18 protein-coding genes are annotated in these 16323 nt (G+C 67.4%); 9 read left to right on the top strand and 9 right to left on the bottom strand.

From position 1 onward, the window contains the following. Window positions 1-907, bottom strand: a 907-nt coding sequence (proS, locus tag ACPYOD_RS17735; protein ID WP_481303035.1) for a proline--tRNA ligase, incomplete at its 3' end; no start/stop codon positions are given. 70 nt (window positions 908-977) lie between these two features. Further along, the gene (locus tag ACPYOD_RS17740; RefSeq protein ID WP_481303036.1) at window positions 978-1400 is read right to left on the bottom strand and encodes a DUF4124 domain-containing protein; all 423 of its coding nucleotides are present in this window, start codon (window positions 1398-1400) and stop codon (window positions 978-980) included. A gap of 159 nt (window positions 1401-1559) precedes the next feature. Between ACPYOD_RS17740 and pssA the strand changes: the two genes are divergently transcribed. Genes pssA through rimI form a run of 3 tightly spaced genes read left to right on the top strand, consistent with a single transcriptional unit; the run spans window position 1560 to window position 3302 of the window. Further along, a complete protein-coding gene (gene pssA / locus ACPYOD_RS17745) occupies window positions 1560-2342 on the top strand; it encodes a CDP-diacylglycerol--serine O-phosphatidyltransferase (protein WP_481303037.1) in 783 nt (260 codons plus the stop codon). A 5-nt stretch (window positions 2343-2347) separates the two neighbouring features. Then, window positions 2348-2812, top strand: coding sequence for a hypothetical protein (locus ACPYOD_RS17750; RefSeq protein ID WP_481303038.1), 465 nt, complete (start codon window positions 2348-2350; stop codon window positions 2810-2812). A 4-nt stretch (window positions 2813-2816) separates the two neighbouring features. After that, window positions 2817-3302 (top strand): ribosomal protein S18-alanine N-acetyltransferase, encoded by a 486-nt coding sequence (gene rimI, locus ACPYOD_RS17755; protein ID WP_481303039.1) that lies wholly within the window; start codon window positions 2817-2819, stop codon window positions 3300-3302. A gap of 12 nt (window positions 3303-3314) precedes the next feature. On the opposite strand, the gene ACPYOD_RS17760 is transcribed toward rimI, so the two are convergent. Then, on the bottom strand, window positions 3315-5798 hold the full coding sequence (locus ACPYOD_RS17760) for an ABC transporter permease (RefSeq protein ID WP_481303040.1): 2484 nt from the start codon (window positions 5796-5798) through the stop codon (window positions 3315-3317). Further along, on the bottom strand, window positions 5795-6478 hold the full coding sequence (locus ACPYOD_RS17765; RefSeq protein ID WP_481303041.1) for an ABC transporter ATP-binding protein: 684 nt from the start codon (window positions 6476-6478) through the stop codon (window positions 5795-5797). Before ACPYOD_RS17765 ends, ACPYOD_RS17760 begins: the two co-directional genes overlap by 4 nt. Between ACPYOD_RS17765 and ACPYOD_RS17770 the strand changes: the two genes are divergently transcribed. The 3 genes from ACPYOD_RS17770 to ACPYOD_RS17780 all read left to right on the top strand — a co-directional run bounded on the left by ACPYOD_RS17770 (window position 6477) and on the right by ACPYOD_RS17780 (window position 8954). Beyond that, complete coding sequence (locus ACPYOD_RS17770) at window positions 6477-7088, top strand: arylesterase (RefSeq protein WP_481303042.1); 612 nt, start codon at window positions 6477-6479, stop codon at window positions 7086-7088. The genes ACPYOD_RS17765 and ACPYOD_RS17770 overlap by 2 nt on opposite strands. Before the next feature lie 118 nt (window positions 7089-7206). Beyond that, window positions 7207-7935 (top strand): response regulator transcription factor, encoded by a 729-nt coding sequence (locus ACPYOD_RS17775; protein WP_029213612.1) that lies wholly within the window; start codon window positions 7207-7209, stop codon window positions 7933-7935. 77 nt (window positions 7936-8012) lie between these two features. After that, window positions 8013-8954, top strand: a complete 942-nt coding sequence (locus ACPYOD_RS17780; RefSeq protein WP_481303043.1) for a sensor histidine kinase — start codon at window positions 8013-8015, stop codon at window positions 8952-8954. 12 nt (window positions 8955-8966) lie between these two features. Here the strand turns inward: ACPYOD_RS17780 and ACPYOD_RS17785 are convergent, their stop codons facing one another. The 5 genes from ACPYOD_RS17785 to ACPYOD_RS17805 are packed head-to-tail and all read right to left on the bottom strand — an operon-like array spanning window position 8967 to window position 14063. Beyond that, window positions 8967-9434 (bottom strand): TlpA family protein disulfide reductase, encoded by a 468-nt coding sequence (locus ACPYOD_RS17785; protein WP_481303044.1) that lies wholly within the window; start codon window positions 9432-9434, stop codon window positions 8967-8969. Next, window positions 9434-10618: a sialidase family protein gene (locus tag ACPYOD_RS17790; protein WP_481303045.1), complete on the bottom strand. Its 1185-nt coding sequence runs from the start codon at window positions 10616-10618 to the stop codon at window positions 9434-9436. The genes ACPYOD_RS17785 and ACPYOD_RS17790 overlap by 1 nt, the downstream gene beginning before the upstream one ends. Further along, entirely contained in the window at window positions 10615-11196 is a 582-nt protein-coding gene (locus tag ACPYOD_RS17795) for a response regulator transcription factor (RefSeq protein WP_481303046.1), read from the bottom strand. Before ACPYOD_RS17795 ends, ACPYOD_RS17790 begins: the two co-directional genes overlap by 4 nt. Continuing rightward, complete coding sequence (locus ACPYOD_RS17800) at window positions 11193-12473, bottom strand: ATP-binding protein (RefSeq protein ID WP_481303047.1); 1281 nt, start codon at window positions 12471-12473, stop codon at window positions 11193-11195. The genes ACPYOD_RS17795 and ACPYOD_RS17800 overlap by 4 nt, the downstream gene beginning before the upstream one ends. Window positions 12474-12527: 54 nt before the next feature. Further along, on the bottom strand, window positions 12528-14063 hold the full coding sequence (locus ACPYOD_RS17805) for a peptide MFS transporter (RefSeq protein ID WP_481303048.1): 1536 nt from the start codon (window positions 14061-14063) through the stop codon (window positions 12528-12530). A 297-nt stretch (window positions 14064-14360) separates the two neighbouring features. On the opposite strand from ACPYOD_RS17805, the gene ACPYOD_RS17810 reads away from it, so the two are divergent. The 3 genes from ACPYOD_RS17810 to ACPYOD_RS17820 form a co-directional block, all read left to right on the top strand. Continuing rightward, the gene (locus ACPYOD_RS17810) at window positions 14361-14738 is read left to right on the top strand and encodes a diacylglycerol kinase (protein ID WP_481303049.1); all 378 of its coding nucleotides are present in this window, start codon (window positions 14361-14363) and stop codon (window positions 14736-14738) included. 191 nt (window positions 14739-14929) lie between these two features. Next, window positions 14930-15553, top strand: coding sequence for a LemA family protein (locus ACPYOD_RS17815; RefSeq protein ID WP_481303050.1), 624 nt, complete (start codon window positions 14930-14932; stop codon window positions 15551-15553). After that, the coding region (locus ACPYOD_RS17820) for a TPM domain-containing protein (RefSeq protein ID WP_481303051.1) at window positions 15553-16323 on the top strand (771 nt) is incomplete at its 3' end. The genes ACPYOD_RS17815 and ACPYOD_RS17820, both read left to right, overlap by 1 nt.

Genomic DNA, 16323 nt, shown 5'->3' on the forward strand with positions numbered 1-16323 from the left:
CTTCGTTGATCTCGTGATCGCCACGCACGCACAGGGCGACGAGGCCCTCGCGACCGCGCACCAGGATCGTCTTCACCACCCGGGTGGCGGGCACGTCGAGGAACGCGCTGACTTCTTCGATCGTCCGCTGTGCGGGCGTGTCGACTCGCGCCAGCGCCGCCGAGGGCGCTGGCCGCTCGCCGGTGGGCGCGAGGGCTTCGGCCTTTTCGATGTTGGCCGCGTAGGACGAGGTATCGGAGAAGGCGAGCGCGTCTTCGCCGGCGTCCGCCAGTACCTGGAACTCGTGGCTGGCGCTGCCGCCGATGGCGCCGGTGTCCGCGTCGACCGCACGGAACTCCAGGCCCAGGCGGGTGAAGATTCGAGAATACGCCTGGTACATCACCTCGTACGTTTCGCCGAGCGATTCCGGGGTGAGATGGAACGAGTACGCGTCCTTCATGAGGAACTCGCGCGCACGCATCACACCGAAACGTGGCCGGATCTCGTCGCGGAACTTGGTCTGGATCTGGAACACGTTGAGCGGCAGCTGCTTGTAGCTTTTCAGCTCGTTACGCGCGAAGTCGGTAACGACTTCCTCATGCGTGGGGCCGTAGCAGTAGTCCTGCTCCTTGCGGTCCTTCATCTTGAGCAACTGCCCGCCGAATTTCTCCCAGCGGCCGGTCTCTTCCCAGAGCTCGCGCGGCTGCACGGACGGCATGAGCATTTCCACGGCGCCGGCGCGCACCATTTCCTCGCGAACGACGTTCTCGACCTTGCGCATCACGCGCAGGCCCAGCGGCGTCCACGTATACAGGCCGGAGGCAAGCTTGCGGATCATGCCGGCCCGCAGCATCAGCTGGTGGCTGGCGATTTCCGCGTCGGCGGGTACTTCCTTGACGGTGGCGAGGTGGAACTTGCTGAGGCGCATCGGCGAGCGGTCCGTACGGTAAAGGCGGGATTATAGGTGGTTTTCCCCGACCGCCCCGTACCTGGCGAACCTATTTGCAGTACAGGGTCATCTGGGCTTGCGTGGTTTCGATCTGGCGCTTGCGGCCGGCGTCGTCGAGCGGGACCTGGCCGCCCTTGCCGTCGTCGACGGAAACCTGCTGCGGTTTCGCAAGGGTTTCCATGTTGGACTTCAGCGTGGCGCAGAGCTTCGTCCTGTTCTCCGGCGTGTCCGCGGTGGCGCCGGCCGGCGCCGCCTTGGCCGGTTCCGGTTTGGCGGCGGGCGGCGGTGCCGGGGTGTTTCCCGCGGGCGGGACGACCGTGCCGCTGGTCTTCACCTTGTCGTATTTCGTTCCCACGGGCGGCGGCGAATCGGCATAGTGCGTGACGCCCTGGGCGTCCTTCCACTTGTAGGCCTGGGCAAACGCGAGGGGGCAGGCCGCGAGAAGGACGGCAAGGGTGACGATTCGGCGCATGCGAGGCCATCCAGCGGAAGGATAAGGTGTGACGGGAACAAGTATCACCCGCCACGTGGCCGCGCAAGCGACGCAGGTCCCGGTTCCGATAGGGGGCGGATTGACGCTTCACCAAGGGTCCCTTGGGCTACACTGGCGCCCCATGTCACGGAATGGCCCATGAGCGATCCGATCCAAGTCCGGGCGCCGCGTCATCGCGGCATCTACCTGCTTCCGAACCTGTTCACGACGGGCGCCATGTTCGCGGGCTTCTACGCGATCGTGTCCGCCATCGGGGGGCATTACGCGGTGGCCGCGCTGGCCGTGTTCGTGGCGGGCATCCTCGACGGCATGGACGGACGCGTGGCGCGCCTCACGAATACGCAAAGCGAATTCGGGGTGCAGTACGACTCGCTGTCGGACCTGGTCAGTTTCGGCCTGGCCCCCGCGCTGGTCATGTACACCTGGGCGCTCTCCTCGCTGGCGGCCTATGGGCCGGTGTGGGGAAAGATCGGCTGGGCCGCGGCCTTCATCTACGCGGTTTGCGCCGCGCTGCGGCTCGCCCGTTTCAACACCCAGGTGGGCGTGGCCGACAAGCGCTATTTCCAGGGCCTGGCGAGTCCCGCCGCGGCCGGCTTGTGCATGTCCTTCGTCTGGACGATGGAAAAATTCGACATCCCCGGCCCGTCGGTAGCGTTCTTCGCGATGCCGCTGGCGGTGATCGCGGGGCTGCTCATGGTCAGCAACATCCGCTATTTCAGCTTCAAGGCGTGGCCGAAGGGCGACCGCGTCCCGTTCATCTGGCTGATCGCGGCGGTGCTGATCGTGGTGTTGCTGCTGGTCGACACGGCACGTGTGTTGTTCGCCGTGGCGGTCATCTACACCGTGTCCGGCCCGATCATGACCCTTTGGGGGCGAGCCACGCGCCGTCGTCGCGCTCGCCGCGCGAAGGTGCCGGAGTAACACCGATGGCTGCCGCGCTCGACCGCCGCCAGCGCCTGCTCAAGGTCATGGGCATCACGCCCTGGCGCCTGCGTGCGGGGCCGGTTTCCGTCGGGCCGGAGAGCATGGCGGCGAACGAGGTGGTATCCCCCAGCCAGACCATGTGTGTCGTGGTGCTGCCGGCCGGTGCCAGCGGCCGCGAGCTGGACCTGGTGGGACGCGCCCTGCGTGCGTTCGGCCCGGTCATGGGCCGCGCCGCCCGCCTGGAGGCGGGTGAAAGGGGACTGGGCGAGATACCCGTCGCCAGGGCATACATCGTCTTCGGCGAGGCGCAGGCGAGGGCGCTGGGCCGCGACCTCCCGGCGGCCGTGATGAGCGCGGCCCAGATCGTGCTGGTGGATACACCGGCGGCGATCCTCACGGACCCGGCAGCCAAGCGGCGCCTGTGGAACGGACTGCGTACCCTTGGACCTGTCTTGCGCGGAGCCTGATCCGATGGTCGCCGTTGCACGTCCGTCCACCGAAGTACGCGCGATGCGTCGCGACGACCTCGATGCGGTGGTCGCGATCGAACACGCCTCGTACGAGTTCCCATGGAGCGCGGGTATCTTCCGTGACTGCCTGCAGGCAGGCCACAACTGCTGGGTGATCGTGCACGAGGGTGAGATCGCCGGTTACGGCATCCTCTCGGTGGCGGCAGGCGAGGCGCACGTGCTCAACGTGTGCATCGGCAATGCGCATCGCGGGCTCGGCTACGGCCGCCGCATGATGCGCCGCCTGCTCGACCTCGCCCGCTGGTACGGGGCGGAACGCATCTTCCTGGAAGTCCGCCCGTCGAACCCGGTCGCGAAGGCGCTGTACGACTCGCTTGGCTTCACCGAGATCGGACGCCGTCCCTCCTACTACCCGGCAAGGGGCGGCCGCGAGGACGCGATCGTGATGTCGCTGGAAATGCACACCGACGGCGAATCGCAAGCGTAGGGCAGGTCGGACTCATCCCTCGCGCAGCAAGGCCATCGGCGAAGTGCGCACCACTTTGCGCGTGCCGAACAGGCCGATCGCCATGACCACGAACGCAGCCAGCGCGGCTGCGCCGATCAGCGGCCATAGCGGCGGCACGAAGTTCTCGATGCGAAATACCGCGTTGCCGAGCCACAGGCCGGCGCCGAGTGCCCCCAGCGCGGCGGTCAGCCCCGCGACGAGTCCGAGCAGGGCGAACTCGCAGGCCGCCGCGGCACGCAGTTGTGCCCGGGTGGCGCCCAGCGTGCGCAGCAGCGCGGCTTCCTTGCGCCGTTCCTGCGCACTCGCTGCGAGCGCGGCGGCAAGCACGAGAGCGCCTGCGAGCAGGCTGAAGCCGAGCACCCAGCGCACCGCACCGCCGACGCGGTCGACGATCTCGCGCACGCGATCGAGCAGGGCGTCCACGTCGATCAGGCTCAGGTTGCCGAAGTCGCGCGACACCTTTGCCAGTTGATCCGCACGCCCGCGAGGCAGGTAGAAGCTTGTCAGCCACGTATGCGGCAACTGGTCGGCATGCGCGGGGTCGAGCATGAGGAAGAAGTTCACGCGGAACGAACTCCAGTCCACCTTGCGTACACTGCCCACCTTCGCGTCCAGCGTGCCTTCGCCCACTTCGAAGCTCAGCGTGTCGCCGATCTTCAATTGGTACCGGTCTCGCCACGACGTGTCGACGGACACTTCCGCCTGGGACGGCGAAGGCCCGGCCCAGGTGCCTTCCACTACCTGGTTCGAAGGCGGCAGCTCCGCGGCCCATGACAAGCGCAGCTGGCGATCCGCCGAATCCTTTGCGTCTTCGTTGGCGAAGGCGATGCTGTCGATGGACTTCCCGTTGATCGCGGTGAGCTTGCCGACGGCAAGGGGCATCATGTTCGTGCGTGTCGCGCCCATGTCGCCGAGTGCGCGGGTGAATGCGTCGCGCTGGTCGTCCTGGAGGTTCAGTGCGAACCAGTTCGGTGTGTCGGCCGGCAGTTCGCGCCGCCAGCCTTCGAGCAGGGATGGTGCGATCACGGCCAGCAGGAGGAGGGCGCACAGGCCAAGCGAGAGTGCGGTCGCCTGCACGAGCGAGAGGCCGCGGCGGCGGGCGAGTGCCGCGAGTCCGAGCCGGAGCGCCGGGTGCGCGCCCGGCGCCACGCGGCGCGCGATGACCAGCAGCAGCGCGGAAAGCAGCGCGGCCACGGCGGCCACGCCGGCAAGGGTGGCGGCGAGGATGCCCGCGAGCTTCGCGGAGTCGCTCTGCACCCACACCAGTAGCACGGCGGTGACGAGCGGCACGAGGTAGAGGGCGTCGAAACGGCGCACACGCCGTTGCATGGATTCGCGGAAGACGGCGACCGGTGGCACCTCGGCGAGGCGCACGAGCGGCGGCAGCGCGAAGCCGGCAAGTACCGCCAGGCCCATCGCCGCCGCGGCGAACGCCGGGCCGAGCGGCAGCGTAGTGGGAATATTGTCGAACAACTGGCGCGCGAAGTACCACGCACCTTGGGCCAGGCCCAGGGCGATGGCCATGCCCAGCGCCGCGGCGGGCAGGGCCAGTGCGGCGAGCGTGGTCACCAGCAAGGCCGCCACGCGGCGACGCGGCGTACCGAGTGCGCGCAGAAGTGCGACTTCGCCAGCCTTGCGGCGCGCATAGCGTGCCGCAGCCAGCGCGATGGCGACACCGGCCAGCAAGGCGGAGAGCAGCGCGGTGAGGCGCAGGAACGCGCTGGCGCGATCGAACGCCGTGCGCATGCGTTCCTGCATCTTTTCCGGCGTGATGAGGTCTGTGCCCGCGGGCAGGTCGCTGCCTTCGAGGTACCCGCGCCACGCGGCGACCGCGGCCGGCGGACCGGAAACCAGCAGGCGGTGGCGCGCGCGGCTGCCGACGGACAGCAACCCGGCGTCGTTGGCGTCGTCGAGGTTCATCAAGGCGCGCGGTGCGAGCGCGAACAGTTCGCCGCCGTCGGGCTGGCGCAGGAGTTCGGCGGCCACGACGAGGTCGCGCCCGCCGATCTGGATCGTCTGCCCGGCATGTACTCCCAGACCCACCATGGCGCGATGGTCGAGGAAAACCTGCCCACGCGGCGGACCATGCGCGACACGGTCGCGGCCGTCCGCACCGCGGATCTCCAGCGTGCCTCGCAGCGGATAGACGCCGTCGGTGGCGAGCACGTCGAGCAACTGGCTGTGCTCGCCCACGAAGGCGACGCTGCGGAAGGCGGCGCCCCGCGTGGCGGTCAGCCCGTCGGCCTGCGCGGAGCGCAGCATCGGCTCGGGCAGTGGTGCGGGCGCGCTCACGCCGAGGTCGCCGCCGATCAGTTCGGCTGCGCTGGCGAGGATGCCGCGTTCGATGCGCGTGGAGAGGGTGGCGACCACGCCGAGCGCGATCACCGCGAGCACCAGCGAGGCCGCCAGGGTGCGCAGTTCGACCAGGTGCCATTCGCGGCGCAGCGTGCGGAGGGCGAGCCGGGCGACGTTCACGCCGGCACCCCGAGGCGGCCTTCGTGCAGCTCGGCCGACCGGGCGCAACGCGCCGCCAGGCGGGCGTCGTGGGTGACGAGGATGAGCGTGGTCGCGTGCTGGCGGTTCATCTCGAAGAGCAGGTCGCCCACGTGCTCGCCGGTGTGCTGGTCCAGGTTGCCGGTGGGCTCGTCGGCGAAGAGGATGCGCGGGCGGTGCACGAAGGCCCGTGCCAGCGCCACGCGCTGCTGTTCGCCGCCCGACAGCTGGGCGGGGTAGTGCCTTCGGCGGGCCCCCAGGCCCACCGCATCGAGGGCCGCATGCGCCCGCTCCCGTGCCGTGTCGTCGCCCTCGAGTTCCATGGGCAGCATCACGTTTTCCTCCGCCGTGAGCGCCGGGAGGAGATGGAAGGACTGGAACACGAAGCCGACCAGACGGCGCCGGATCGCGGCCCGGGCTTCTTCGTCCATGCGTTCCAGCGCCTGCCCGTCGAGGCGGATGCTGCCGGCCGTGGGAACGTCCAGCCCGGCGAGCAGTCCCAGGAGGGTGGTCTTGCCCGAGCCGGAGGCGCCGACGATGGCGAAGCTTTCCCCGGCCGCCACCCGCAGGTTCACCCCGGACAGGATGTCCAGCTGTCCCTCCGGCCCGAAAACCGACTTGCTAACATCCGCCACTTCGAGAAGAACACTGGAATCGCTCATGCGTCGTTGCCTGGTCCTGTTGCTGTTCGTCTGGTGCGCCATCGCCTCCGCGGCGGATGCGCCGCGCAAGGTGCTGGTGCTCGGGGACTCGTTGTCGGCGGCGCACAACATTCCGGTGGAGGCCGGCTGGGTGCGTTTGCTGGACGCGCGCACCTCGAAGATGGCGACGCCATGGACGATGGTCAATGCCAGCATTAGCGGGGAAACCTCCCTGAGCGGCAAGAACCGCCTGCCGGCCCTGCTGGCGAAGCAGCGGCCGGGCGTCGTCGTGATCGAACTGGGCGCCAACGACGGCCTCCAGGGCCTGCCATTGCCCCAGTTGGCCGCGAACCTCGACGCCATGATCGAGGCGGCGAAGGCCGCGGGGGCCAAGGTGCTTCTGCTGGGCATCGAATTGCCGGTGAACTACGGGCCGCAGTACCGCGACGGCTTGCGCAAGGTATACGCCGATGCCGCGCAGAAACACGGGGCCTCCCTCGTGCCGTTCCTGCTCGATGGAGTGGCCCTCGATCCCGCATTGATGCAGGACGACGGCCTGCATCCGACGGCGAAAGGTGAACCGCGTGTAGCGGACAACGTGTGGAAAGCGCTTAGCCCGATGCTGCATTAAACGACGCTTCGTCCACGTACTCGTCCGCACAATGAATCCTGTTTTCGGTCTTCACGTTGCTCTCACCGGCCCGGCCGTTAACTCTTCACATTTGTGAATCACCAGAGGAGTGGAGCAGATGAGCACACGCGACGAACAGGCTGGACTGATCCTTCTCGTCGAGGACAATCGCCAGATCGCCGAGATGGTCGGCGAATTCCTGGAGCGCCGGGGCTATTCGGTGGATTACGCCGCCGACGGCGTCAGTGGCCTGCATCTCGCCGTTTCGAACAGCTACGACGTCATCGTCCTCGACCTCATGCTGCCCGGCATGGACGGCCTGGATGTCTGCCGGAAGCTGCGCAAGGACGGGAAGAAGTCCACGCCGGTACTCATGCTTACCGCACGGGACACCCTGGAAGACAAGCTCGTGGGCCTGGAAGCCGGTGCCGACGACTACCTCGTCAAGCCGTTCGAGGTACGCGAACTGGAGGCCCGCCTGCGCGCGTTGATCCGCCGCGATCGCCGCCAGGTTTCCTCGGAAGTACTCAACGTCGGGGACATGACCCTCGACACGGCTACGCTGCGCCTGACCCGCGGGGGGCAGGAACTCACGGTGTCGCCGATCGGCCTGAAGCTGCTTGCCATCCTCATGCGCGAGTCGCCGCGGGTCGTGAGCCGCCGCGATATCGAACGCGAGATCTGGGGCGACACGCTTCCGGATTCGGACACGTTGCGCTCGCACCTTTACAACCTGCGCCGCGTGATCGACAAGCCGTTCGATCGTCCCCTGCTGCACACCATCCACTCCGCTGGATACCGCCTGGCGGACCTCGACTCCGAAGTCGCCGCATCGCAGACGGCATGAAGCGGGAGCAGCATCGGGTCCGATAGATGGAAGGCAGGTCTTCGCAGGGTAAACGGCGCCGCCGCGGATCGTTCCGCGTGCGCATCGCCGTTGTGTTCGCACTGCAGACGATCGTGATGATCACCGCGTCGTTGATGGCCGCGAACAACGTCGCGCCCATCGGCGCGGCGATCGCGATCATGCTTTGCTCGGGCAGTCTCGCCTGGCTCGCCGTGTCGCGCGAATGGATTCCCGTGGCGGCCCTCGCCCGCCTGCTGGACGCCTGGGACCCCGAGAAGCCGGACATGGCCAGCCTGGATCGCGAGGGTGGAAGGCGTTCGGACAACGACGTGTCGTCGCTGATTCGCGGGTTGCACGGGCTGGCCAGCCGCCTCGAGGGCTATGGCGAGCGCGAGCGCAACTTCACCCGCGATGCCAGCCACGAACTCAGGAGCCCGCTCACCGTCATCAAGATGTCCTCGGACATGCTTGCCGACGAGGCGGAGCTCTCGGACGTCGGTTACCGGTCGCTGGAGCGCATCCGCCGTTCGACGCGCGAACTCGAGTCGCTGGTCGAGGCCTTCCTCATCCTCTCGCGCGAGTCCGACCAGGGCCTGGCGGAGGAGGATTTCGTGGTCAACACGGTGCTGCGCCAGGAAGTGGACTACGCCCGGGAACTCATTGCGGGACGTCCGGTGGAACTGGTGCTCGACGAACCTGCGAGTTTCGCGTTGCACGCGTCGCCGCGCGTGTTCGCGGTGCTTTGTGGACAGTTGATCCGGCATGCCCTGCAGCAGACGGACCAGGGCACCATCGTCGTCACCGTGATGCCCGGCAGCGTCAGCGTGATCAACCCGGCGCTCGATGTGCCGGAACCGGGCAGTCGGCGACATGCGGCCGTCGACCGCCACGGTTTCGACCTGGCTATCGCGCGCCGCCTGTCCGATCGCTTCCAGTGGCCGCTGGAGCTGCGCTCGCTGCCGGGCGCCAACCGTATCGCGAGCGTGCGCTTCCCGCATCCTCAGCCGGTGGAAGCCTGAGGCGACAGCGCCTCAGCGCAGCAGTTTCGCGATGCGGACGGCGTCCAACGCACCGCTCGCCGCCCGTCGCGTGCCATCCGCCTTGATCACCAGCGTGCGCGGTGTTTCGCCACCCCAGGTCTGGTCCATGAGGAAATTGAGGCGGTCGGGCGCCGCCTCCGCGTAGGCTCGAGACGGTACGGCGTCCAGTTTCGCGGCCTTCAGCCGAGCCTCCAGCGCGCCGGCATGATCCACCGAATCGGTGGCGACGAAAACCAGGTCGACATCGGCGTGCGCGCGCTGGTAAGCGAGCAGGGCGGACAGGTTCTCTTCGCAATAGGCGCAGTCGAGCGACCATATCGCGATCACTTTGACGCCTTTCGCAGGCTGCGCCAGCAGGCTGCCTACGTCCGAAGTGCCCAGCGGCGCCGGCGCCGCCGCGAGGGCGATCGTTGCCCAGGCCGCGAGTGCGAAGCCCATGACGAGCGCGAGCGGCCTCATCACAAAGCCTCCGTGGGTACGAGACGGAACTGCCCTGCGGGGTTCCACGCCACGAACGCCCGATGACCCCACACCACCAGCTTCGGCCAGCCCGACGCGCCATCGGTGTGCGCGATGGCGCGAGGGTCGCCGAACGTCGCTCCGCCGTCGGTCGACTCCCGCAGCATGAGGTCTAATCCCTTGGCGGACACCTGGTGATAGGCGATCCACACGTGTTTGCCGTTCACGGCGAGGTCCGCATGTGCGGCGCCGGCGCCAGCCACGGCGGCCATGTGCGTCGGTTCGCGGCCCGGCCGGAGCTGCCCGTACCACACAGTGGCCTTGCCTTCCGCCGCGCTGAACCACACGGCGTGCCGTGTGCCCGTTCCGTCGATCGCAAGCGAGGGGCCGTGATGAGGGCAGCCCTCGATGTGCCACTGGGTGTATGTTGCGCGCTGTACGTTCGGCGAGTCCTTGCCGAAGGGCAACGTCGCATAGGCGTGATCGCGGATGTTGTCGCCGTAGATCGCACGGAAGAACGCATCGATGCTGCCATCGGGCGCGCGGGCGAGTGCGATGCGGCAGCATTCGCAGCTCTGGTCGACGATCTTGCGTTCGGGTGCAAAGGTAGCCCCGCGGTCGGTCGACCAGCTGTAGTACGTGGCCGCGCCTAGATACGGGGTGCCCTTGGCCTTCGCCGCCTCCACGTCGCGCTTGTCTATCCACGCCACCACGACGTTGCCCTTGCCGTCGACAGCAAGGGAGTCGAACCGATGGGTGATTTCCGCCGTGTCCCGGTGCACCGTCTTCGGTGCGTCGAAATGCGTGCCGCCGTCGAGCGAACGAGAGAAGCGGACGAATCCGGTCCACGGCAGCTTGCGCGGCTGCGACCAGCTGACATATAGCTCGCCCTTGGGACCCAGGGCGATTTTCGGCCGGTTCTCGCCTTCGGCGTAAAGCGGTTCGCCCACGGGGTTGACGATGGTGGAGGTCGCAAAGGTGCGGCCCATGTCGTCCGACCGCCGCGCGCGCACGTGCTCGCCCACGGTGTCCACCACCCACAGGTGCCCCTGTGCGTCCATGGCCGCGTCGAAGCCGAGCGGTGCTTCGTGTCCCATCGCCATGCCGGACATGCCGTCGTGGGCTTGCGCGCCGCCCGCCGCGGCGAGCAGGGCGACGAAGAGGTATGGCTTCGGCAGGATCATCGTTCGTCGGGCCTTTCGCGCACGGGATGCTTGCTCAGCTTGCGCTGCAAGGTACGGCGATGCATGCCAAGGCGGCGCGCGGTTTCCGAGATGTTGCCTTCGCATTCGGTGAGCACGCGCTGGATGTGTTCCCACTCCAGCCGGCGCAAGGGCAGGGGGGCGTCCGGCGCATCCACGAGGTCGTCGAGGTCGCCCGGGCCGCTGTCGCCGTCGAGCAGGGCACGGACCACGGCATCGGCGTCGACGGGTTTGGCGAGGTAATCGTGCGCACCACGCTTGATCGCTTCCACGGCGGTGGCGATGGAGGCATAGCCGGTCAGCAGGAGCACGCGCATGTCGGGAACGAGGGCCTGGAGCTCCGGTATCAGGCGCAAGCCGTTCTCGTCGCCGAGCTTGAGGTCGAGCACGCAATAGCGCGGCTGGTGCCGGCGTGCCAGTGCGCGTGCGTCGTCGGCGTTGTCGCTGCTGATGACCTCGAAGCCGCGGGAGGTGAGCGCACGGCCAAGGACGCGGGCGAAGGTGGCATCGTCATCGACGATCAACAGGGGACGGCCCGAGGGAGGAACGAGGTCGTTCATGCATGGTCTCCAATGACCCTGAGGGGCAAGCGCAGGCGCATCTCGGCACCGTGCCCGGTATTGCTCGCGGCGAGTTCGCCGTCCAGTCGTTCGGCCGTCGCCTCGGCCAGTGCGAGGCCCAGGCCGAGCCCGGTGGCCTTCTGCGACAGTCCGAGCGTGCCGAGTTCGTCGAACTCGTCGAAGCCCGGACCTTCGTCGCTGACCGTGAGTTCCAGCCAGTGCTCCACCACACCGATGCGCAGGTGCACCACCGTGCTTTCGTTCAAGGCGGACGCGTCGGCCGCGTTGTTGAGCAGGTTGATGAGCGCATGACGCAGTCCCGGCGGCGACCGCAGCGCGATGCGCCCGGCGCCCGGCTCGAGCGTTACCGTCACGTCCGCCTCGGGCCGCAGCAGCTGGAAGCGCTCGAGGCACACGTGTACGAATTGATCCAGCGTGAGGCGCTCCGGCACCTGCGAAAGCTGCGCCTGGCCGAAGGCAACCATCTCGCGCAGGATCGTGCGGCAGCGCTCCACCTGGCCGTCGAGCAGGTCGAGATCCTCGCCCAGCGCGTTGTCCGCCGCGTGCTCGCGGCGGATCTCCGGCAGCAGCGTGCGCATGGTGGACAGCGGCGTGTTCAACTCGTGCGCGGCGCCGGCCGCCTGCGTGGCGATGGCCAGGATGCCTTCGTCGCGCAGCGCGCGTTCGCGCACGCGCTGCACCTCGACTTGCTGGGTGCGGATGGCCTTGGCCAGGTTGCTTATGAAGACGCCGAGGAGGATCGCCATGATGACGAAGTTGACCCCCATGCCCGCGACATAGAGGTCAAAATCCTGGCCCTTGTCGCCCAATGTCGGCAGCGGCAGGTGGTACGGCACCAGCAGTACGTAGGCGACCCCGGTGAGGATCGCCACGAGCGACACGCCGGCCACCGACAGCGCCGCTGCCGAGAGGGCGATGGGCACCAGTAGCAGCGTGACGAACGGGTTGGCCGCGCCGCCAGTGAAATAGAGCAGGTAGCCCAGCACCAGCGTGTCCGCGGCGATATGCACGATGGCCTCGCCTTCGCCCACCTTCCACGGCATGCCCAGGCGGAAGGAGGCCGCGGCTGCGAATACCGCCAGCACGCACACGCCGAGCATGAGGGGCAGCAGCGGGACATCGAGCTTCAGCAGCGTGACGCAGGATAGGATCGCCACGCTCTGTCCGGCGATGGCGCAAAGGCGCAGCCAGGCGAGGGTGCGCGCGAGAGCGAAGGGACCGGAGCGGGACGATGGCGTATGCAGGTGGTCGCTCACGGTGGTCTCTTCCTGGCAGGAGGGGCGCGCCGCGCGGCGCGGCCCTCCGCCGTGTCACAGGTCTTCGTTGTGCACCGGCGGTATCGGCGGCAACATCGACAGCGCATGGTTGGCGGAAAGCTTCTTCATCAGCGGCAGCATCGCCACGGCGATGACTGTGCAACCTATGCCCACGAAGCCGAGCTTGTTGAACAGGCTGGTGTAGATCGCCAGCGACTGCAGCGGATCAGTGATGTTGTCCGGAATGGCGGCGTAGTTCGCCACCACGCTGCCCATGTACTGAGCCACGCCCGAAGCCACGTAGTAGGCGCCCATCATGAAGCCACCCATGCGCGCCGGCACGTAGCGCGCGATCATGGCCAGGCCCAGGCCGCTCACCAGCACTTCGCCGAGCGAGTAGAGGCCGTAGCCCCACACCATGTACCAGGACGAGATCGCGCCGTTGACAGCGGTGGTGGCGCCCAGGCCATACATGAAGAAGCCGGCGGCCACGGCGGCGAAACCGAGGGCGAACTTGGCGGCGACAGGGAAGTCCTTGCCATGCCGGCCGAGCGAGTTGTAGATCCAGACCAGGATCGGCGAGAGGATTACGATCCAGATGGCATTGAGCGACTGGAACTGCTCGGGAATCCAGCGGAAGATCTCGAAGCCGAAGATGCCGAACGAGAGGTCGACGTTGCGCTGGGCGAACAGGTTCAGCGAGGTCGACATCTGCTGGTAGAAGATGAAGAAGAAGATCGTCTGGATCGTGAGCACCAGCGCCGCGATGAGGCCGGCGCGTTCGCCAGGCTCGCTGGAACGGATGAGGTGCACGAAGATGCCGAGGATGACGATGCCCGCGGCGTAGACGCAAAGCTGGGCCACGCTCTGGTTCTGCAGGATGTAGGCGGACACGGCGATGATGACGATGCCGCCGGCGATCACGCCAAGGATGTTCTTCGCTTTCGGCGGATGGTTGTCCGGTTCCGAACCGATGTGCGCCAGCGTGCGGCGCATGAAGTAGTAATTGATGAGACCGAGAATGAGGCCGATGGAGCAGACGCCGAAGGCCGTGTGCCAGCCCAGCGCGTCGCCGTAGTGCTCGCCCACGTAATCGCGGATCCACGGGGTGAGCAGCATCGAGATCGTCGAGCCGACGTTCACCGCCATGTAGTAGATGGTGAAGGCGCTGTCGATCTTGACCTCGTCGCCCTCGTAGATCTTGCGCACGAGGTTGCCGGCGTTCGGCTTGAACAGGCCGTTGCCCAGGATGATCACGCCGAGTGCGAGATAGAGGGCGTAGGCGTTGTTGGTGGGAATCCAGAGCAGGGCATAGCCCAACATCAACACGACGGCGCCGCTGAGCATGGTGCGGCGCGAACCAAGGAATTTGTCGCCGATCCAGCCGCCGATGGCGGGGGTGGCGTAGATCAGGGCAGAAGCAGCGCCCCAGACGAGGTTGGCGTCGACGTCGGCAAATCCGAGCTTCTTCACCATGTAGGTGACCATCAGCACCTGCATGCCGTAGAAGCCGAAGCGCTCCCACATTTCGATGAGGAAGACCGTGCTGAAGGACTTGGTCTGTGAAATGGGCGGGTTCTGAATTGCCATGTATTTTCCGGTCGCGTTGGAAACAGCGAGAGGACCGGTGGCCCTGCTCCCGTCGCCGTGACCCTGAACGGAGTCACAACCGTTCAAGCGTAATACAAATGGTCCGCCCGGTTGTGTTGCAGCGCCAGAGGGGCGCGGCGATTCGCCGCGTTGGCGGCCCTAAGCCGGAGGGAAGGCGGCCTGTGGCATCATACCGGGCCGTTAACGACCTCCCGATACCGCCCCGATGCCGCAGCGCAACTTATCCACCCGTCACCATTCCGCCGGTCCGGTACCGGCGCGGGCGGCCTGAGCGACATGGCATCCACCGAGCGGCGCGGCCCCAGGCAGATCTACGCGGCCTTCCTCTGGTCCATGCAGGGCCTCAAGGCTTGTTTCCGACACGAGGCCTCGTTCCGGCTCGAGGTGCTGCTTGCCGTGGTGGTCGTGCCCCTCGGCCTGTGGCTGGGCAACGGCCCGATCGAGAAAATCGTGCTGATCACGTTCCCGGTTCTGGTCCTGTCGGCGGAATTGCTGAATTCGGCCATCGAGGCCGTCGTGGACAAGGTCAGCCCGGAGTTCCACGAGCTGGCGGGCCGGGCCAAGGACATGGGCTCCGCGGCCGTCTTCCTGCTCATGGTGATGGTGGTGGTCAGCTGGGCCCTGATCCTCCTGCCGCGCTTTCTGGCCGGATAACCACGCGCCGGCCGCATTGTGGGAGCCGCTTCAGCGGCGATGGGTGCTCGCGGCGAGCTTGCCCGCTGGCCGCGGGATCGCCGGCGCAGCCGGCTCCCACAGGACTCATCGATCCTCGTCGAAAGCCGCCCGATCCGTTTCCCGCCGCTTTAAGGTAAGTTGTTGCGGCACACTCCACGGAACCCGCCGCCATGAAGACACTCGTCCGCACTTTTGCCCTCGCCCTGCTCGCCGCCTTCCTGTCGGGCTGCGGTTACAACGCCATCCAGCGTGAGGACGAGGCCGTAAAGGCCGCCTGGTCCGAAGTGCTGAACCAGTACCAGCGCCGCGCCGACCTGGTGCCGAACCTGGTCAACACCGTAAAAGGCTACGCGCAGCACGAAGAGCGGGTGCTCACCGAGGTCACGAATGCCCGTGCCCGCGTGGGCCAGACGCAGATCACTCCGGAATTGCTCAACGATCCGGAAGCCCTGGCCAAGTTCCAGGCCGCCCAGGGCCAGCTGACCAGCGCGCTGTCCCGCCTGATGGTGGTCAGCGAGAACTATCCCCAGCTCAAGGCCGACGGTTCGTTCCGAGACCTCCAGGCCCAGCTCGAAGGCACCGAGAACCGCATCACCGTCGCCCGCAACCGCTATGTGGCGTCGGTGCAGAGCTACAACACGCTGATCCGCTCGTTCCCGAACAACCTCACGGCCAAGGTCATGGGCTACAAGGTGAAGCCGAACTTCAGCGTCGAGAACGAGAAGGCGATTTCCACGGCCCCGACCGTCGACTTCGGTTCCACTCCGGCACCGGCTTCCACGGCCGGCCGCTGATGCGCGGATTCGCGACAGCGCTGCTCCTCGCCGTCGCCTTGCTCGTGCCGCCCCTGGTGGCACGAGCCGACGTGGACGTGCCGAAGCTGACGCGCCATGTCACCGACCTCACCGGCACGCTGAGCAGCGAGCAGGTGGCGCAGTTGGATGCCCGCCTGGTCGACCTGGAGAAGGCGAAGGGCGCACAGATCGTCGTGCTCATGGTGCCGACCACCCAGCCCGACGACCTGGAAAGCTATTCGCTCAAGGTGGCCGAGACGAACAAGGTCGGCCGCGAAGGCCCCGACGACGGATTGCTGCTGCTCCTTGCCAAGAACGACCGTCGCGTGCGCATCGAGGTGGGCTATGGCCTGGAAGGCGCGATTCCAGACGCCATCGCCTCGCGGATCATCCGCGAATACATGGCGCCCAAGCTGCGGACGAACGACTACTACGGCGGCATCACCGAAGCCCTGAACGCGATCACCCAGATCGTGCAGGGCGAGGCACTGCCGCCACCGGTCGCGCCCGATGAAAGCCACGAGCGCCGCGGCGGCGGGCACCTGCTGGTGCCCCTTATTTTCGGCGCGATCTTCCTGCGCGGCATCCTGGGCCGGGCTCCGCTGGGCTTGCGCATGCCGTTGGGCGGCGCCGTCGCCGGCGGCATCGGCTGGCTGTTCCTGCACTCCATCCTGGGTGGTGTCGTCGGTCTCATCGCCGGTGCGCTGTTCATGGCCATTCCCCTTGGTGCGGGCCGCTCGATCGGCGGCGGCGGCTGGGGTGGATTCGGC

The organism is Luteibacter sp. HAY1-4A (assembly GCF_056755355.1).

Coding starts and splice junctions, on each gene's coding strand:
- ACPYOD_RS17790 (WP_481303045.1), bottom strand. CDS start 10,618: ATGATCCTGCCGAAGCCATACCTCTTCGTCGCCCTGCTCGCCGCGGCG.
- ACPYOD_RS17770 (WP_481303042.1), top strand. CDS start 6,477: ATGCGTCGTTGCCTGGTCCTGTTGCTGTTCGTCTGGTGCGCCATCGCC.
- rimI (WP_481303039.1), top strand. CDS start 2,817: ATGGTCGCCGTTGCACGTCCGTCCACCGAAGTACGCGCGATGCGTCGC.
- ACPYOD_RS17765 (WP_481303041.1), bottom strand. CDS start 6,478: ATGAGCGATTCCAGTGTTCTTCTCGAAGTGGCGGATGTTAGCAAGTCG.
- ACPYOD_RS17795 (WP_481303046.1), bottom strand. CDS start 11,196: ATGAACGACCTCGTTCCTCCCTCGGGCCGTCCCCTGTTGATCGTCGAT.
- ACPYOD_RS17785 (WP_481303044.1), bottom strand. CDS start 9,434: ATGAGGCCGCTCGCGCTCGTCATGGGCTTCGCACTCGCGGCCTGGGCA.
- ACPYOD_RS17775 (WP_029213612.1), top strand. CDS start 7,207: ATGAGCACACGCGACGAACAGGCTGGACTGATCCTTCTCGTCGAGGAC.
- ACPYOD_RS17815 (WP_481303050.1), top strand. CDS start 14,930: ATGAAGACACTCGTCCGCACTTTTGCCCTCGCCCTGCTCGCCGCCTTC.
- ACPYOD_RS17810 (WP_481303049.1), top strand. CDS start 14,361: ATGGCATCCACCGAGCGGCGCGGCCCCAGGCAGATCTACGCGGCCTTC.
- pssA (WP_481303037.1), top strand. CDS start 1,560: ATGAGCGATCCGATCCAAGTCCGGGCGCCGCGTCATCGCGGCATCTAC.
- ACPYOD_RS17805 (WP_481303048.1), bottom strand. CDS start 14,063: ATGGCAATTCAGAACCCGCCCATTTCACAGACCAAGTCCTTCAGCACG.
- ACPYOD_RS17740 (WP_481303036.1), bottom strand. CDS start 1,400: ATGCGCCGAATCGTCACCCTTGCCGTCCTTCTCGCGGCCTGCCCCCTC.
- ACPYOD_RS17750 (WP_481303038.1), top strand. CDS start 2,348: ATGGCTGCCGCGCTCGACCGCCGCCAGCGCCTGCTCAAGGTCATGGGC.